This is a genomic window from Hyphomicrobium sp. DMF-1, assembly GCF_027886585.1.
Lineage (GTDB): Bacteria > Pseudomonadota > Alphaproteobacteria > Rhizobiales > Hyphomicrobiaceae > Hyphomicrobium_C > Hyphomicrobium_C zavarzinii.
Genome location: NZ_CP115706.1, coordinates 4075438 through 4091484 on the forward strand (window position 1 = coordinate 4075438; position 16047 = coordinate 4091484).

Below are 16047 nucleotides of genomic sequence, written 5' to 3' on the forward strand. Positions count from 1 at the left end.
TATTATTGGTATAAAATACTCTAATATAACGGAAATCGAGGCTAATATGGCAGACGAAGAACAAACAGCGTTGGGCGATGTTGCGGCAAGGCAATTAGCCAATGCGACCAAAACCGTCCCGCAGATTTCGAGCATCACGCCGCGGTGGCTCGTTCATTTCCTGAACTGGGTACCGGTCGAGGCCGGCATCTATCGCGTGAACCGCGTGAAGGACGAGGACAGTGTCGAGGTCTCCTGCTCGCTTCGTGACGAGCGCGCCCTTCCCAACACGTTCGTCGACTACATCGAGAACCCGCGCGAATACATGCTCTCGGCGGTGAACACCGTGCTCGACATTCACACGCGCGTCTCGGACCTCTATTCCGTGCCGCACAACCAGATCAAGGAGCAGCTCCGCCTCACCATCGAGATCGTGAAGGAGCGGCAGGAAAGCGAGCTGATCAACAACAAGGAATACGGCCTCCTAGCCAACGCCGCGGCGGCGCAGAAGATCAAGACGCGCACCGGCGCGCCGACACCCGACGATCTCGACGAGCTGATCTCGCGCGTGTGGAAGGAGCCGGCGTTCTTCCTCGCTCATCCGCTCGCCATCGCCGCATTCGGCCGCGAGTGCACGCGCCGCGGCGTTCCGCCGCCGACGATCACGCTGTTCGGCTCGCCCTTCCTAACCTGGCGCGGCATTCCGCTGATCCCCTCCGACAAGCTCGAGGTGAAGGGCGGCAAGACCAACATCCTGCTGATCCGCACCGGAGAATCGAAGCAGGGCGTCGTCGGCCTCTATCAGCCGGGCCTCCCCGGAGAACAGAGCAAGGGCCTCTCCGTGCGCTTCATGGGCATCAACCACAAGGCCATCGCCTCCTATCTCGTCTCGCTCTATTGCTCGCTCGCCGTTCTGACGGACGATGCGCTCGGCGTGCTCGAGGGCGTCGAGGTGGGCAAGTACCATGAGTACAAGTGACTACCCCAATCCGGGCCAGAGTCCGGGCCTGGATCCGGTCCGTCTCAATCCGTCGCTCGGCGGCGTGGGACTAAGTCCACAAGGACTCGCTCCGACCCTGGGGCCGGGACTGCCTGACGAGGCGCTCCTGACGCGCCTCGCCAACGAGCTGTTCTCGGCCGTCCCGGGCTCGCCTCCGGGCTTCGGCGGCGTGCCGGTACCCAGCGCTCCGGTCACCGCGCCGCCCCAGGTGCTGGTGCCGGATGTGCCGCTCGCCGCGCCCCCGTCGCAAGGCTCGCTGCCGAACGCCGCCTTGGGACCGCTCTCGATTCCGCTTCCCTATGAAGCGGAGCTCGATGCGCTGCTCGGCGGTCTGTTCCGCGGCGGTTCCTCCGCCTCAGCGGCTCACGATATGGAGCTCCGGCCGGACATTCCGCTCTCCACTCCGCCTTCGGCGGGCACGGTGGGGCATTCGTCTCCGGTTCCGCTCCCCTACGACGCCGAGCTCAAGGCTCTGCTCGGGGGGCTCGGCGGCGAGACGCGTGTCGCGGATCCGACCAACGGGGCGGGCTCGTCCTTCTATTTCCTGAAGGACATCGGCTCCGTTCCGGGCGGCATCGGGGTGCCGGGCCAGACGGGGCCTGGTCTCCACTCGGAATTCGCATCCGCGCATCCCCCCTTCGACGTGAATGCGATCCGGCGCGACTTCCCCATCCTCAGCGAGCACGTGAACGGACGCCCGCTGGTGTGGCTCGACAATGCGGCCACCACGCAGAAACCGCAGGCGGTGATCGATCGCCTGTCGCACTTCTACAGCCACGAGAACTCGAACATCCACCGGGCAGCTCACGAGCTGGCCGCGCGATCGACCGACGCCTACGAGGGAGCGCGCCAGAAAGTGGCCCGCTTCATCAACGCGCCCTCGACCGAGGAGATCGTGTTCACCCGCGGCACCACCGAGTCCATCAATTTGGTGGCTGCCACGTTCGGCTTGCAGCACGTGGGTGAGGGAGACGAGATCGTCATCACGCATCTCGAGCACCACGCCAACATCGTGCCCTGGCAGCAGCTCGCGCTTGCCAAGGGGGCGAAGCTTCGCGTCGCTCCCGTGGACGACCGCGGCGTCGTGCTGCTCGAGGAATACGGCAAGCTGCTCAACGGACGCACCAAGCTCGTCTCGTTCACGCAGGTCTCGAACGCTCTCGGCACCGTCACCCCCGCCCAGCAGATGGTGGAGATGGCGAAGCGGGTGGGCGCGCGGGTTCTGGTGGACGGCGCGCAGTCGGTCTCGCACATGAAGGTGGACGTCCAGTCACTTGGCGCGGACTTCTTCGTGTTCTCCGGGCACAAGCTGTTCGCTCCGACCGGCATCGGCGTGCTGTGGGGAAAGAAGGACCTGCTCGACAGCCTTCCGCCTTACCAGACCGGCGGCAATATGATCCAGGATGTCACCTTGGAGCGGAGCATCTTCCATGCTGCTCCCAATCGCTTCGAGGCGGGCACCGGGAACATTGCGGATGCCGTCGGCCTGGGCGCCGCGATCGACTACGTGGAACGCATCGGGCTCGAGAACATCTCGCGCTACGAGCACGGGCTGATCGTCTACGCCACCAAGCTCCTGAGCGAGATCCCGGGCCTCACCATCATCGGTACGGCCCCGGAGAAAGCCGGCGTCATCTCGCTGGTGCTCAAGGGCGTGAAGAGCGAGGAGGTGGGCGCGCGTCTCAACAAGTACGGGATCGCGGTACGCTCGGGCCATCACTGCGCGCAGCCGATCCTCCGCCGGTTCGGACACGAGGCGACGGTGCGGCCGTCGTTCGCGTTCTACAACACCTGCGGCGAGATCGATCTGCTCGCTTCGGCGCTGCGCGACATCCAGCGTCAGGCCGGACATTCGCATCTCTGACGGCGCGATTGCAGACGAACCGATGCGGCGGCTTCACGGACGTGAGGCCGCCGCATCGTCTTGGCCGGTCTCATCGTTCTCGCTGCTGCTCCCCTCGCGCAACGCCTCTCCATGTCGCAAGGGTTTCCCTTCCGGCGTCTCGTTCGCGAGGGCCAGCAGGATGTCGGCGTGACACGGATCGCCTGGCTTGCACCAGCAGGCGAGGTTCTTTCCCCTCAGCTCATGAAGATGCTCGCGCAGAAGCGTCATGCCCTTGAGCGTGGTGGTCAGCCACTGCGCATAGGCCTCGGCCGCCCAGGCCTTGCCGAGATAGAGCTGATGACCGAAGGGAAATGGATTTCCCCATTTGCTGCCACGGCCCACATAGATCGTATCGGGCGGCAGGCGCCAGCCCTTGAACATCTTGCGCTGGATGCGTCGCGGATTTGCCATCGCTGTCTCCGACCCGGGCGTCGTGCATCGGACTGATTAGACCGAACGCACGCTCCCGGCGGTAGCCGGAAGCCCGGGCTTCGACAGATATTTTTCCGTGTTTATTTTCGCGCCTGCAACAGGGCGCAAACGGAAATCGCAGCAACCATTGCGGAGACAAAGGCAATGGTGCCGGGCGCCGCGAGCGGGAGCGACACCAGCGCCGGGCCAGGGCAGAAGCCGGCGAGGCCCCAGCCGATCCCGAACACGGCCGCGCCGATCACGAGCCTGCGGTCGATGGGAGCATCAGCGGGCGGGACGCGGAACTGTGATCCCGAAAGAGGCGCCGCGCGCCGCCGGACAAGCCAGAACCCCGGCGCCGCGACGCCGATGGCGCCCGCCATCACGAACGCCAGACTCGGGTCCCACGTGCCGGCGATATCGAGAAAGTTCTGCACCTTCGCCGGATCGACCATGCCGGAAAGGATCAAGCCCAATCCGAACAGAAGGCCGGAGAGAAGCGCACCGATCACGCCCATGGCCAGCCTCCGATCACATGGCGCACCGCATAGACGGTTGCAGCGGCCGTCGCCATGAACACAGCCGTTGCCACGATGGAGCGGCGCGAAAGACGGGCGAGCCCACAGACGCCGTGGCCGCTCGTGCAGCCACGGGCGGCGAAGACGCCCGCGCCGACGAGCAGTCCCGCTACGACGGCCAGGCTCAAGCTCGGCGTTACGGTCTGATGCACCGGCCCCCCGGTCGCGAGCGTCCAGACGAATGGGCTAGCGAAGAGAGCGGCAATGAACGCGGCCGCCTCCAGCGGCGCGCTCGCGGCATAGGGCGGAAGCAAGCGGCGCACGATGCCGCTGATGCCAGCCAGGCGGCCGGTGGTGAGGAGAAGCAGCACCGCGGAAGCCCCAATCAGGGCTCCACCGGCCAAGGATTCCAGAGGCGTGAATGGCGTCACGGTCATCGGCAAGGATCTCCAGCGCGAAGCGAGGTCATAGGCGAGCCCGCGCAGCGTGTCGAGAGGTCCGCTCTTCTACTTGAGCGGGGCCTCTTCCCCGCCGAACCTGTACTTCACGCCGAAGGTAGCCTCGAACTGGTACATGCTGATGTCGATGGTGTGCGCCGGATTGCCGAAGCCAACAAGCTCGGCCCCGCTCACCGTCTCCTCCGGCGCATAGAGGCCCGCAAGCTCGACCGACCAGGCGCTGTCGATCTTGTATTCGAAGCCAGCCGTGATGTGATGCTGCACCACGGCGGGGGCCAGAATGTTGAACTGCACGTCCCGCGAGGAGATCGGGTTCGTCGCATACGCATATCCGGCGCGGAGCGTGAGGGCCGGCGACGAGCGCCATTCGACACCGAATTTCACCACGTCCACATCGTCCCAGCCGAAGCCTCGGCCCTCATCCGTTCCGAGCAGGGCGGGGTTGGTGGACGGGTTGGCGACCGATGCGACCGAGCCGAACCAGATATGGCGATAGTCGGCGAGCAGGGTGAGGTTCGGCGTCAAATCGACCGCGATGCCGGCCTGGATGCTCGCCGGGATGTCGAAGCTGCCCTGCTCCGCGAACAGGCCGCGGTACTTATTGAACTCCTGCGTCCAGATCGGGGAGTTGCCAGCCACACCGAACCGGATACCGGGCGCGACCGCCCATTCGAGGCCAGCGCGAACGCCGCCACCCCAGGACACATCGTAGCCTCTGTTGCTCACGGCACCGGGATCGCTGGACGCTCCTGCAAATGCATCCAGCCCTTTGAGCTTGATCTGCTGGCGCGCGATGATCGGCGCGACACCGATCGAAACACCGGGTGCGATCGTCTTGGCGAGCGCGACAGAGAACAGGGCCTGCTGGAGATCGACGCCGAGGCTGCCGAAGCCGAAGATGCCGGGACCGGGCGAGAACGCGCCCCCCGCGACGGAGGGATAGTCCGTGTTCATGCCGCCGCTGCCGTAGACAGAGAACCCGATCACATCGAAGTATGGGTTACCGTCGAGGCGATAGCTGGCGGCGAGATTGGGAATGGCGAACCAGTTGCTGTCGCTCTCGACGACGCCGCTCGGCGTGAAGCCGGGTGCGCTGCCGCCCTCGAACTCGCGGCGCGGGCTGAACGCAGACACGGCCGCCGTGAACTCGTTTCCGGAATGCACGAGGCCCGCCGGGTTGAGCGAGATCGACGTCGAGTCCCGGCCATCGGCCACACCTGCGCCCCCCAGCGCCTTGTGACGCGCGCCGTAGCCGTGCTGGAAGTAGCCTTCCGTAGCGCTGGCAGCCGACGATAGCGCCGTCCCCATTGCGATGACGACGAGCGCCGACTTCATCGGCGACGACGAACTCACAGACATTCGATCCCCCTCAGAACAAAACCCCTAGGGGGAACCTAGAGAGGCAGAGAAGCGTGGCGAACGAAGAAAAAACGCAAAGCAATTTCGCGTTTCGCGATCGCGCCACTCACCGGAAGTTTGGCGATTTGTATAGTCGGAAAGATGCTCATCCGAGGTATCGTGTGCGGCAGGGGGACTACCCAATCGAGGAGCTCGGCCATGACCGATCACTCACTGTCCACCACACCCGCAAAGCCAGACGAGTTGCCCGGCGGCGAGCTTCCCCGCGCGGTCTACAGATCCGTCGCCGCGGCCTTCGCCTGGATGATCCTGACGGCGTGGATCGCGTTCGGAATCGGCCGCGAGGCCGATTTCGCGCTCGCGGCTGCGTCTGTGCTTATCTTCATCTTCCTCGCTCTGCCGCTGCTCATTTACATCACGGCAAGCCATCACATGGCGGCCAAGCAGGAGACGCTCAACCACTTCCTGCATTCGGAAGTCGACACCGCGACGGGACCGCTTCCGGGCAAGGACGTGTGGATCGAGATCGCGGTCATTCCCGTGGCGCTCGCGCTAGCGGCCACGCTGCTCGGGATCGTGTACGCCTTCAGCTGACGCAGGCGGGCTCAATACGGGTGCGCCTGAGGCAGCTATGAGCACCTTCTTCTGGTCTCGCGTCAGCCTCTTGATCCGCGCTTCCTCTTTTTGCGCGGCGGAGCGCGTCTCGAAGCTCGCTTCGTAGACGAGCGTAACGGGGCGGCGGGGTGCAGTGTAGCGCGCGCCGCGAGCCCTCGCTCCATTGTGCTCCTGAAGGCGGCGCTGAACGTCGGTGGCGATGCCCGTGTAGTACGTGCCGTCGGCGCATTCGACGATGTAGAGCACGTAGCTCATCTCCGCCGTTTATCCCTTCGCGCCTCCGGAGGGCGCGGCGCGATGCTTCCTCTTGTGGGCGTATTTCGACACGGGCCGGGAGGCACCGCGGCCTGCGTGATGCGACGCGTTTCCTCGCTCACCCTCGGCGCGAGGTCCGCCCTTGCCCTGATAGCCGCCGCCGCCGTCCCGTTTGAAACCCTTGCGATGCCCGTCCTTGTCGTCGCGCCAGGGCTTCTTCGGGCGCTCATGACGCGGTCCCTCGTGACGTCCCCCCTCGTGACGAGGTCCGTCATGACGCGGGCCCTGGAACGGACGCGGCGCACGCGTCTCCGGCGCATCATTGGCCGGAGCGGACGCGTCAGCCTTGCGGTCGAGCGTGTCGATCCGATCGGTCACGGCGGCATAGTCGCTCGCGCCATGGGCCCCGACGCGGGAGATGCGGCCCTCGTTCTTCGGCATCATGCGGGCGGCGTCCGCGAACTTGTCGGCGAACTCGGCTGCGATCTCGAAGCGTGTATCGCGGTCGAAAATCTTGATGGCGCCGATCTCGGATTTGGTGACGCCGCCTGCCTTGCAGAGGAGCGGGAGCAGCCAGCGCGGATCCGCATTGCGCTCGCGCCCGATGTTGACGCGGAACCACACCATCTCGCGGCCGTCGCGATGACGCTCGCGCGGCGGGCGGCGCTCGCGGCCGGCTGCGTCTCCGCCGGAAGCTTCGCCTCCCTGCTCGCGGTCGGGCCGGCGCTCGAAGCGCTCGCCCCGGCGGTCCTCGCCTTTCCAACGACCGCCGGCGGGACGAACCCGGTCCTGCCGACGCGGCGGGGGCCCCGTGTCCTCCGCGAGATCCTCGGGCGCGGGCAGACGTGCCCGGTGCATCCGCACGAGGGCAAGCGCGATCTCCTCGGCAGAGCGCGCGCCGGTCAGCGAGCCCACGAGCGCAAGATCCTCGTCCGTCGCCGCATCGGTGAAGATGGGGTCGCTCAGGAAGCGTTCCTGATCGCGGGCGCGGATCTCCTCGGCCGTCGGCGCGGGGGCCCACGTCACCTTGAGGCGCGCGGCGGCAAGAAGCGCTTCCGCCTTGCGCCGGCGGTTGAACGGCACGACGAGCACGCAAAGCCCCTTCTTGCCGGCGCGGCCCGTGCGGCCTGACCGGTGCAGCAGCGTCTCATGGTCGTGCGGCAGCTCGGCATGGATCACGAGCGCGAGGTCAGGCAGGTCGAGGCCACGCGCCGCGACGTCCGTCGCGACGAGCACGCGGGCGCGGCCGTCACGCAGGGCGACGAGCGCCTGCGAGCGCTCGTTCTGCGTCAGCTCGCCCGAGAGGGCGACCGCCGAGAAGCCCCGCTCCACCAGGCGCGCATGCAGCCGCTTCACACCCTCGCGGGTGGCGCAGAACACGATCGCGGCGCGCGCTTCATGAAGGCGCAGCACATTGACCACCGCGTTCTCGATGTCGAACGGGGCAACGCGAATGGCGCGGTATTCGATGTCGGCGTGCTGCTCGTTGCGGCGGAGCGTCTCGATGCGAAGAGCGTCGCGCTGATAGCGGCTTGCGAGAGCTTCGATCTCGCGCGGCATGGTGGCGGAGAAGAGCAGCGTCTGACGTGTTTCAGGCGTCGCGTCGAGAATGAATTCGAGATCCTCGCGGAAGCCGAGGTCCAGCATCTCGTCGGCTTCATCGAGCACGATGGTCTTGAGCTTGGAGAGATCGAGCCGGCGGCGCTCGAGATGATCGCGAAGGCGCCCCGGCGTGCCGACGACGATGTGGGCGCCGAAGCCGAGCTGGCGTGCCTCTGCGCGGGCATCCATGCCGCCGACGCAGGTGACGACGCGTGCACCCGTCTCCGCATAGAGCCAGGCCAGCTCGCGCTGAACCTGCATGGCAAGCTCGCGGGTGGGCGCGATGATCAGCGCCAGCGGCTCAGCCGCGGGCTCGAAGCGCTCGTTCTCGCCGAGCATGGTGGCAGCCATGGCCAAGCCGAAGGCTACCGTCTTGCCGGATCCGGTCTGGGCGGAGACCAGCATGTCGCGGCCCGAGGCCTCCGCTTCGAGCACGGCGCTCTGCACGGCGGTGGGCACGGAGTAATTTCGCGAGGCCAGCGCACGTGCGAGCGCCGGATGAGACGTGGGGAAAGTCATGTTCGGGCTGCCTCTCACGCGATGGCGACAGCTCCGGCCCCGCACGCGAGGCTCGGCACCAGGCCAAGTGTCTGTGGTTTTCCGGTTGTCTAGACGATTTCCCTCAGATCCGCCAGCGGGAGGCTCGGCATTATCGGAGGCGCATTGTCGCCCGGAGGCGCCCAGGATTGCACCGCCAACAGGGCGTTGGGTGCGAACGACCGAGGGCGATGAAGGGCCGGTCTCAGGGTCACGCAGCGATGCGTAACCGATTGATTTTACTTAGCTCGTCTCCTCAGCGCCCATCTTCGGTTCGCTCCGCGAACTCGCAAAGAAAAGTGGATGGCGCCGGAATGCGCCATCCACGCACATGTACTCAGGATCGACGGCGAGGCAGGAGGCCCGCTGCGCCCGGGCCTCACCAGCGGTATTGAACGCCGCCATAGACGGCGCGCCCCGTGCCGGGATTGAAGAGCTCCATGCTCGGGTCGGCATTGCCTGTCGTGATGGTGGTTGCGATGTAGCGCTCGTCGAGCAGGTTGCGCCCTTCGACATAGCCCGACCAGCCCTTACTCTGGTCGTAGCCGAGCCTGAAGCCGAGAAGCGCGTAGGGGTCGACCTTCAGAGTGTTGGCATTGTCCGCGTAAAAGGCATCCGCCATCCACTCGACATTCGGGCCGGCATAGAACCCGCTCGGATGATTGTAGAGCAACTCGGCACGAAAATTGTGCGGTGCGACTCCCGGCAGCTGGTTGTTGCCCCACAGGACATCGTTGTCGAAGAAGAAGTCGTTGTATGTGTAGACGACGTTGAGCCAGACGCGATCCTCGATGTCGAAAGTCGACTTGAGGAAGGCCAGTCCGAAGCCTGCTTCGACGCCTTGATGCACCGTCTTGTCCGCATTCTGGATTACGCACGGCGCGGTGAAGAAGGGAGAGAACACCACCGTCAGGCACTGCAGCTCGTCGTCGATCTCGGCGCGGTAGAGCGAGACATCCCACCTGAAATCGGGCCTGCTCCCGCGCGTTCCGATCTCATAGGTCGTGGCCGTCTGCGCCTTGATGTTGAAAGCGTTCGCGTCAAAGGTCGGAACCTCCGCGCTGCGCGAAATATTGGCGAAAACCTGCCAGCCGGGATCGACATCCCACAGGATGCCAACCTTGGGACTCCAGAGATCGTAATCGTTCGAGCCCGAATTTGCTCCAATCCGGTCACGCTGCTCGCGAACGACATGCATGAACTGGGTGCCGGCGATGAGGGCCACGTTCGGCGTCACGCTGAAGCTGTTCTCGACGTAGGCCGAGTAATTTTCCGACTCCCAGTCGAGAGAGGTGGTCAGCGCGCCTTTTTTGCCTGCGTTGTTGACGAACTGCTTGTAGTCGAAGGTGCCATTCAGAACATTCGCGCCGACGATCAAGCGATTGCGGAAGCCTCCGATCATGCGGTCGTCGGTGGCGCGGACGAAACCGCCGTAGTCCGACACGTCGTAGTCGAGGTACTCATAGATCGGATGGTCGACGTAGCGCTGGTGCGTGAACGCGCCGAACTCCACAGTCGTTCCGTCGATGCGCAGCGTGGTCTTGTTGGCCACGCGCACGGAATCGATGTTCCGCTGCTGGTCCAGGAATACCCAATAAGGGTTCGCTTCCTTCGGTGATTTCAAGGCCTGTGCCTTGGTCACCTCTCCGGGCAGTTCGCCGTTCCAGGTATTGGCGTTGACGTAGAAGCGCGTTTCCGCGTTCGCCGACAGGCGATAGCCGAGGTTGGCGTTGAGGCGCGCCATCTCCTGTTCGCTGTGCTCGCGATAGCCGTCTTCGCGATTTGCGGAAAGGTTGATGAAATAGTCGACCGGGCCCGACACGCCACCCGAGTTCACCGTGGTCTTGACGAACCCGAAACTGCCGACGTCAATGCGAGCGCCGAAAAGGTCGGCGTCGTAGCCCGTCGGCGTCACGAAGTTGATCGCGCCGCCGAGGGAGTTCGAGCCGAACCGCAAGGCGTTCGCGCCCTTATATACCTCGACATAACGATAGGCCGAGGGATCGACTTCGAAGAGATCGAACAGCCCGTCCGACGTGTTGATCGGAATGCCGTCCATAAACGCGTTGATGCCGCGGTTGCCGTAGTTGCGGGTGAGGCCCGACCCTCGGATCGAGACGCGCGCATCCGGTCCCCACTTCGACTGGATGATCACGCCTGGCACCCACCCGATCGCATCCTTGATGGTGTTCGCGGGCGTGTTCCTGAACTCAGTGTCGGGCACGACCTCGACGCCGCCCGGCGCCCGGTTGATGTCTGCCGTTGCTTCAGCCGTAGTCGGCACGCCGAGGCTACCGGAGCGGGTGCCCGGCGCAGGCGCGGCAACCGGTGCAGGCTCAGCGGCCGGGAGCAGAGCGGCCGCGCTCTGAGGAGCAGGGGTTGCTTTAGCAGTCTTCTTAGCTTTGGCGGCCTTGGAAACGGTGGTCTCGACCTTCACCGCCGGCAACTCGGTGGTTCCCTTGGAGGGCTCCTGTGCAACGACTGGAGACGTGACGAGTAGAGCCGATACACCGGCCAACACCACTCGGAAGTGGGGCAGCCGGGGCGAAGCCGAAATACGGAACAGCGGCATGATGGGACATCCAAGCTGATTAAATGGGAGCGACGCGTCATCGGAGACTAATGGATTGGGCGGCGATCCGGGATCCCGGATCGCCGTCCATTCTCCGTGTCAGAATTTCAGGGTCAGCCCCGCGTTGAACGAGCGTCCCTCACCGGGAACGTTGTCGCGGGGCGAGGCGAAGTAGTAGTGCCCCGCGAGCGGATCCTCGAAGTAGGTGTCGAATACGTTCTTGATGCCGAGATCGACGCGCACGTTCTGCCACTCGTAGCTCGTGGCGAGATTGAGCAGAGCGTAACCGCCCGTCTCCATCTCATTGCGCACGGTGTCGACGTTATGCTTGCCGGCGACCGCATAGATCTCGACCGAGTTCGTCCATCCGCCCAGCGTATGCGTGAGCGCGAGCCTGCCGTTCCATGGCATCATGTGATAGAGGCTGATGCCCGTATCGGCATTTTCGCCGTGCACGTATCCGGCAACGCCGGTCAGCGCGAAGCGTCCGAACTGGCTCGAGTCGGCGAGCAGCAGGCTTCCCGACAGGTTGATGCCATAGAGCTCGGCGTCGTGATTGGCGAACTGAAGATAGACGACGTCCGGCATCATCATGCTGTCGCCGATCTTTCGAACGCCGATGTAGTCCTCGACGTAGGTGTAGTAAGGAGTGGCCTTGAACTCCCAATCCTTGCGCGCACCGCTGCTCCAACCCGTGGTGAAGCTCACGGTATGGGCGACCTCGGGATCGAGATCCGGATCGCCGACGTATCCGTTGAGGTCGCCGAACCATCCGATCATGCTCATGGCCATCTCTCCGCGGCCCCAAGCGTAGCGCTCATAGAGATTCGGGGATCGCGTCTTTCGCGCGTAGCCAAACTCATAGCTCTCGGAAGCCGACGGCGCGTAGCGCGCCAGCGCGGTGACATCGAAATTCGTATCCGTGCGAGACCTGTCCCGAGCGTTGAAGTCCAGCGCCGCCTGCGCATCGGGATTGTTCATGCAGCCCATCATGCCCATGGGAATGCAGGGGTTAGCCGTGTTGTAGGGCGCTACGTCACCGGTATCCATCCAGACCATGTCGTTGCGCACGCCGAGCAGCGTCGACCAGGCGTTCGTCCACTTCCGCTCCCACTCGACGAAGGTACCGAGCCGTTGGCGCGTGCCGTCGTTGATATTCAAGTAGGTGTCCGGCGCCATCATCATGGTGCCAGCCACGGGCGGCCACCAGTCGTCGAGCCGCTGGTGATGGAACTCGTTGCCGATGCGGAGGAGATCGCGCCCGGACAATGGGATCTCGGCTTTGACCGAGTACCCTGCGTCCTGGCCTTCGGTGAGCATCGGCATCTCACCCGGCTGCTTATCCGCGAGGAAGTTCATCTCGTGCTTGGTGTTCTGGTAGAAGGCCCGCGCATCGAGCTTGCCCCAGCCGAAATTCGCGACATACCGCGTGTTCAGGAACCAGGCCTTGTTCTCGACCATGTCCATGTACTGGTTCACGTAGCCCTGATACGGGATGTATTGGATGCCGCCTTGGACGACGAACAGGTCGCCGCCGTTGCGAACCGCAAGCTGCACCGAGTGGTTCTGAGCCTCGTACTCGGACGAGAGCACCTCGACCCCGTGGCCGTCCTCGTAGTTGTCGGAGCGAACCCACGCGCCCGCGTAGTTTACGCTGACGTTGTTGCTCGCGGCATGTGCCGTCGCCGAGGTGCCGACGCCGTTGCCGTTGCTGCGATAGAAGGCGGAGATGCTGCCGGCGGTGTGCACACCTTCACCGACGCCTGCGAAATGCGGCGGCAGCGATTCCACGATCACGGTGCCGCCCAGACTGTCGCCCCCCTTCGAGACCGGCGTGACGCCCGAGAGCACCTCGATGTAGGCGATCTGCGCGGGATCGGCGTAAGAGAGCGGCGGGTTCATATGGTTGGCGCAGGCCGACGAGACGACCATGCCGTTCAGAAGCACTTTGACGCGATCGTCGTTGAGGCCGTTGATGACGGGCAGCCCGGACACGCCGCCAGCCTTGAAGATGCTGACGCCCGGGGCCTCGCGCAGAAGCTCGGCTGTGTCGCTCGTCTGGGGGATCTTCGACTGGATTTCCTGCCGCCCGATTTGCGTCGTGGTGCTCGGCACGGCAAGCCCTGTCGCGCCTACGCCCACGATCGGGGGAAGGCTTCCGTCGCCGCCGTCCACAACATCGGCTTCGGATTGGCCCTGTTCGGCTCCCTGAGACACGCTCGACGGCTGGCCAGGCTTCTTTGCCTTCTTGGCTTTGCCGGCAGCCGACTGCTGGACGGTGACCTCGGGGAGGGTTTGTTGCGCGTGAGAGGGCGAGCCCATCGCGCAGAGCGCGAGAACCGAAACGGCTCCGAGGGCAGCCGCGCGAATGGAGACAGGATTGGGCCGGGCCGAGACGAGCGGCCGGAGCAAAGCGTACATGGCGAAGATCCACATTGAGTCTGAAACGAGCGACGGGCGCACGCTTCCGTTCGGGAAGGCGATGCACGGCCATCGATGGCGCAGTAGAATCAGATCAGTGCGGAGAGGGGCGGGCCTCGGGCGGAGACTGCCCCGGGCTTGGGAGTCTCGGCAAACAGCGCCACCGCCAGCGTGTAGGTAACGGCGGCGTACTCGACTTGGCGAACGACAGGTTTGGACTCTGCGGCGGCCACAGCGGCAGCACCAGAAGCGGCATACGGGCAAAGTGCGGTATCGGCGTGTTGCGGCTTTGGCGAAACCGGCTTGTTTTCATCATCGACGGCCAAAAGCCGCGCGCCGGAGCTCGCGCAAATGACGATTTCGAGCCCCAAGCCCTCCGCAGCACTGGCCGACTGCAGCATATATCCGGCCGGGAGCAGGCTACGCAGAGCCAGCACGGCAAGCAGGACAATGGTGATGGCAGCGCGTCTGTGCACGGATTTACTTCCCCCACCCCACAACGCTAGCAGGGGGATGCAGGTTCGCAATACGTAATGGCTACTCGAAGAGCGAGGTGTGACGAAGCCGCCACATCGCTTGATCCAAGTCACTCTTGGAGAGGCTCCGCTCTTGAACGCAGAGCGGTCTCCGTTTCGACGGACCAGCTGCTGACGATCGAACTCCACCGGCACGGTGAGGCTCATTGTTGTTTTTATTGGTGCGGACGGTGGGACTCGAACCCACACGACGTTGCCGTCTCAGGATTTTAAGGCGATCCAAGTCACTTCGCAGGATTACGCGGCATTGCGTAACTTATTGATTTTACTGAGTCTGATTACTCAGTATACATCTTGATTTCGCCCTGTTTCGCTCCAAAGTGGTCGCTAATTGGTCGCTAATTTTGATCGATGGAGACCGCTTGTGACTGCCGCTGTCCTTCTTTCGAAGCGCTTGGTCGACGCTCTTCAACCGGGCGAAACTCTGTTCGATACGACCGTAAAGGGGTTCGCGGTTCGGCGCCAGCTGCGGCACCCGGTTTACATGTTGAAGGCACGCATCAACGGTCGTCAGAGATGGATCACCATTGGTCGGCATGGCGCACCGTGGACGGTTGAAACGGCCCGCAAAGAAGCACAGCGCCTGTGGGGGCAGATTCACTCCGGTGTGAATATCGTTGCGGTGCGCGAGGCGAAACGCAATCAGCCGACGATTGAAGAACTGTGCGAACGCTTTCTCGAGGAGCACTCGCGCCAGCACAACAAACCGGCAACTGTGTTGGGCTACGAGCGCAACAATCGCAACCACATCATTCCCCTTCTCGGCGGCCGTACGGTTGCAGAGATCACGCGCACAGACATCGAGGAGTTCAAGCGCAAGATCCGCGAAGGCATTACATCAAAACGCACAAAGCGTCGGCGCGAAGGTGGAACGGGTGGGCTTGATGTTAGAGGTGGCCCAGGCGCCGCCAATAGAACGCTTAGCCAGCTGTCGAAGATGTTCAATCTCGCCGAGGTATGGGGCTGGAGGCCTGAGAACAGCAATCCCGTGCGCAAGGTCATTCGCTACAAGGAGAAGAATCTCGAGCGCTTTCTTTCCACCGAAGAACTCCTGCGCGTCGGACAGGTCCTAGTCGATTTCGGAGCCACGGGTGCAATCATGCCGTCTGCACTTGCGTGTATCCGCTTGCTCATCTTCACGGGCGCTCGGCTAGGAGAGATGTTGACGCTGCAGTGGTCGTACGTCGATCTTGAGCGGCGCCTGCTTCTCTTGCCCGATAGCAAGACCGGTCAGAAGCCGATCGTACTCAATCAGCAGGCGATTGAGGTCCTGAACTCCATCCCTCGGATCGCCAATTGCCCGTGGGTCATCGTTGGGCATCTGGAGGGAGAGCATCTCAAGGCGTTGCAACCTGCCTGGGACAAGGTTCGGCGTGCTGCCGGCATCCCCGATGTGCGGATCCACGACCTGCGCCATTCATTCGCCAGCTTCGCCGTCATGAGCGGCGGCACGCTTCCTGTGATCGGCAAGCTGCTTGGACACAACACCCCGATCACGACGGCGAGGTACGCTCACCTCTCCAACGATCCGGTCAGCCATCTGGCCGAGATCACAGGAACGGCTCTTGCGAAGGCGATGGCTTCCGGCAAGTTGCCGGGCGAGAGTGACGTGGAGCAGCGGAAAGCCGCGGATACGTTCGAGACCCTCAAAAGCAAGCTGGCGGAGTTGTTGGCTGACATGGACAAGCTGTCGAAGTCTCCGTAGGAGCGCAATCAGGAAACCACATCGGTCCTTGCGAAGACCGGTGCGCCGAGTTTGCAGACGTGGGGGCCACTACACGCAAGGCAACTTCGCTAGGTTCTGCGATGGACCGCTCCACCTTCACAGCCGACGTGAGCTTCCCGACGCTACGGGCCATTAGCGACCCCATCAATCCAGTCGTACGGTGCGCTGCACAA

At 63.9% G+C, this 16047-nt stretch carries 13 protein-coding genes; 4 read left to right on the forward strand and 9 right to left on the reverse strand.

Features of this window, described 5'->3' with window-relative positions:
• Positions 1 to 46: 46 nt before the first annotated feature.
• Together PE058_RS18615 and PE058_RS18620 are read left to right on the forward strand one after the other, a co-directional pair.
• Positions 47 to 958 (forward strand): family 2A encapsulin nanocompartment shell protein, encoded by a 912-nt coding sequence (locus PE058_RS18615; RefSeq protein ID WP_020084989.1) that lies wholly within the window; start codon positions 47 to 49, stop codon positions 956 to 958.
• Entirely contained in the window at positions 945 to 2843 is a 1899-nt protein-coding gene (locus PE058_RS18620) for a family 2A encapsulin nanocompartment cargo protein cysteine desulfurase (protein WP_271029049.1), read from the forward strand. Before PE058_RS18615 ends, PE058_RS18620 begins: the two co-directional genes overlap by 14 nt.
• A 33-nt stretch (positions 2844 to 2876) precedes the next feature.
• On the opposite strand, the gene PE058_RS18625 is transcribed toward PE058_RS18620, so the two are convergent.
• The 4 genes from PE058_RS18625 to PE058_RS18640 form a co-directional block, all read right to left on the reverse strand.
• Positions 2877 to 3275: a DUF4326 domain-containing protein gene (locus tag PE058_RS18625; protein ID WP_020084987.1), complete on the reverse strand. Its 399-nt coding sequence runs from the start codon at positions 3273 to 3275 to the stop codon at positions 2877 to 2879.
• A 101-nt stretch (positions 3276 to 3376) separates the two neighbouring features.
• On the reverse strand, positions 3377 to 3793 hold the full coding sequence (locus PE058_RS18630) for a YeeE/YedE family protein (RefSeq protein ID WP_020084986.1): 417 nt from the start codon (positions 3791 to 3793) through the stop codon (positions 3377 to 3379).
• On the reverse strand, positions 3784 to 4230 hold the full coding sequence (locus PE058_RS18635; RefSeq protein ID WP_020084985.1) for a YeeE/YedE family protein: 447 nt from the start codon (positions 4228 to 4230) through the stop codon (positions 3784 to 3786). Before PE058_RS18635 ends, PE058_RS18630 begins: the two co-directional genes overlap by 10 nt.
• Before the next feature lie 69 nt (positions 4231 to 4299).
• Positions 4300 to 5610: an OmpP1/FadL family transporter gene (locus tag PE058_RS18640; RefSeq protein WP_026867872.1), complete on the reverse strand. Its 1311-nt coding sequence runs from the start codon at positions 5608 to 5610 to the stop codon at positions 4300 to 4302.
• A gap of 198 nt (positions 5611 to 5808) precedes the next feature.
• Between PE058_RS18640 and PE058_RS18645 the strand changes: the two genes are divergently transcribed.
• Positions 5809 to 6204: a hypothetical protein gene (locus tag PE058_RS18645; protein ID WP_020084983.1), complete on the forward strand. Its 396-nt coding sequence runs from the start codon at positions 5809 to 5811 to the stop codon at positions 6202 to 6204.
• Here the strand turns inward: PE058_RS18645 and PE058_RS18650 are convergent.
• The 5 genes from PE058_RS18650 to PE058_RS18670 form a co-directional block, all read right to left on the reverse strand.
• Positions 6163 to 6480, reverse strand: coding sequence for a GIY-YIG nuclease family protein (locus tag PE058_RS18650; protein WP_020084982.1), 318 nt, complete (start codon positions 6478 to 6480; stop codon positions 6163 to 6165). The two genes, PE058_RS18645 and PE058_RS18650, sit on opposite strands and share 42 nt — an antisense overlap.
• Before the next feature lie 9 nt (positions 6481 to 6489).
• A complete protein-coding gene (locus PE058_RS18655) occupies positions 6490 to 8601 on the reverse strand; it encodes a DEAD/DEAH box helicase (protein WP_271029050.1) in 2112 nt (703 codons plus the stop codon).
• Positions 8602 to 8998: 397 nt separating this feature from the next.
• Positions 8999 to 11191: a TonB-dependent receptor family protein gene (locus PE058_RS18660; RefSeq protein WP_271029051.1), complete on the reverse strand. Its 2193-nt coding sequence runs from the start codon at positions 11189 to 11191 to the stop codon at positions 8999 to 9001.
• A gap of 99 nt (positions 11192 to 11290) precedes the next feature.
• Positions 11291 to 13612: a TonB-dependent receptor gene (locus PE058_RS18665; protein ID WP_271029052.1), complete on the reverse strand. Its 2322-nt coding sequence runs from the start codon at positions 13610 to 13612 to the stop codon at positions 11291 to 11293.
• 89 nt (positions 13613 to 13701) lie between these two features.
• On the reverse strand, positions 13702 to 14088 hold the full coding sequence (locus PE058_RS18670; protein WP_020084979.1) for a DUF2946 family protein: 387 nt from the start codon (positions 14086 to 14088) through the stop codon (positions 13702 to 13704).
• Positions 14089 to 14512: 424 nt separating this feature from the next.
• Between PE058_RS18670 and PE058_RS18675 the strand changes: the two genes are divergently transcribed.
• Positions 14513 to 15853: a tyrosine-type recombinase/integrase gene (locus tag PE058_RS18675; protein ID WP_271029053.1), complete on the forward strand. Its 1341-nt coding sequence runs from the start codon at positions 14513 to 14515 to the stop codon at positions 15851 to 15853.
• The last annotated feature ends 194 nt before the right edge of the window (positions 15854 to 16047 follow it).

Coding starts and splice junctions, on each gene's coding strand:
- PE058_RS18615 (WP_020084989.1), top strand. CDS start 47: ATGGCAGACGAAGAACAAACAGCGTTGGGCGATGTTGCGGCAAGGCAA.
- PE058_RS18620 (WP_271029049.1), top strand. CDS start 945: ATGAGTACAAGTGACTACCCCAATCCGGGCCAGAGTCCGGGCCTGGAT.
- PE058_RS18625 (WP_020084987.1), bottom strand. CDS start 3,275: ATGGCAAATCCGCGACGCATCCAGCGCAAGATGTTCAAGGGCTGGCGC.
- PE058_RS18630 (WP_020084986.1), bottom strand. CDS start 3,793: ATGGGCGTGATCGGTGCGCTTCTCTCCGGCCTTCTGTTCGGATTGGGC.
- PE058_RS18635 (WP_020084985.1), bottom strand. CDS start 4,230: ATGACCGTGACGCCATTCACGCCTCTGGAATCCTTGGCCGGTGGAGCC.
- PE058_RS18640 (WP_026867872.1), bottom strand. CDS start 5,610: ATGTCTGTGAGTTCGTCGTCGCCGATGAAGTCGGCGCTCGTCGTCATC.
- PE058_RS18645 (WP_020084983.1), top strand. CDS start 5,809: ATGACCGATCACTCACTGTCCACCACACCCGCAAAGCCAGACGAGTTG.
- PE058_RS18650 (WP_020084982.1), bottom strand. CDS start 6,480: ATGAGCTACGTGCTCTACATCGTCGAATGCGCCGACGGCACGTACTAC.
- PE058_RS18655 (WP_271029050.1), bottom strand. CDS start 8,601: ATGACTTTCCCCACGTCTCATCCGGCGCTCGCACGTGCGCTGGCCTCG.
- PE058_RS18660 (WP_271029051.1), bottom strand. CDS start 11,191: ATGCCGCTGTTCCGTATTTCGGCTTCGCCCCGGCTGCCCCACTTCCGA.
- PE058_RS18665 (WP_271029052.1), bottom strand. CDS start 13,612: ATGTACGCTTTGCTCCGGCCGCTCGTCTCGGCCCGGCCCAATCCTGTC.